This is a genomic window from Kineococcus glutinatus (genome assembly GCF_039542765.1).
Classification (GTDB): domain Bacteria; phylum Actinomycetota; class Actinomycetes; order Actinomycetales; family Kineococcaceae; genus Kineococcus_A; species Kineococcus_A glutinatus.
Genome location: NZ_BAABIL010000866.1, coordinates 1 through 582, shown reverse-complemented (window position 1 = coordinate 582; position 582 = coordinate 1). Strand labels below are relative to the sequence as shown.

Genomic DNA, 582 nt, shown 5'->3' with positions numbered 1-582 from the left:
CTGGTGGGCGGCGGCGGCGCCGGCGGCGGACACCACCCGCTGCAGGCCGCGGCCGAGCAGGGCGGTGGCGCGGGCGGAGACGGCGAGCAGGCCGAGCGGCAGGCCGACGACGGCGACGGCCGCACCGGTGAGCAGCAGCGCCCCGGACCCGGCGGGGTCGAGCCCGGCGGCGTGCAGGGACAGCGCCGAGACGGCGGTGATGCCACCGGCGACGACGAGCTTGCCGACGACGTCGACGACGTTGCTCACCACGGCGTAGGAGGCCGTCTCGCGGCGGCTGTGGCCCCAGGAGCGGGTCATCGCGGCGTTGAGCGCCACACCCGCGGCGCCGCCCAGCGGCAGCACGTTGGAGACGGCGCTGCCGGAGAGGTTGAGCAGCAGCGCCCGGCCGCGCGACAGACCCGGCAGCGCGGCGGTGAGCACCCACGTGTAGCACCACAGGCCGGCGGCCCACAGCGCGACCAGCCCCGCGCAGGCCCAGGGGTCGACGCCCGCGACGACGCCCGTCACGGCGCCCCACGTGGTGCCCGCGGCGTGCGGGACGAGGGCGACCAGAACCGCGGCGGTGAGCAGGACCAGCAC

The 582-nt window shown here is 78.4% G+C and carries 1 pseudogene; it reads right to left on the bottom strand.

Features of this window, described 5'->3' with window-relative positions:
- Nucleotides 1-582, bottom strand: a pseudogene (locus ABEB16_RS22170) (hypothetical protein); the annotation flags it as partial.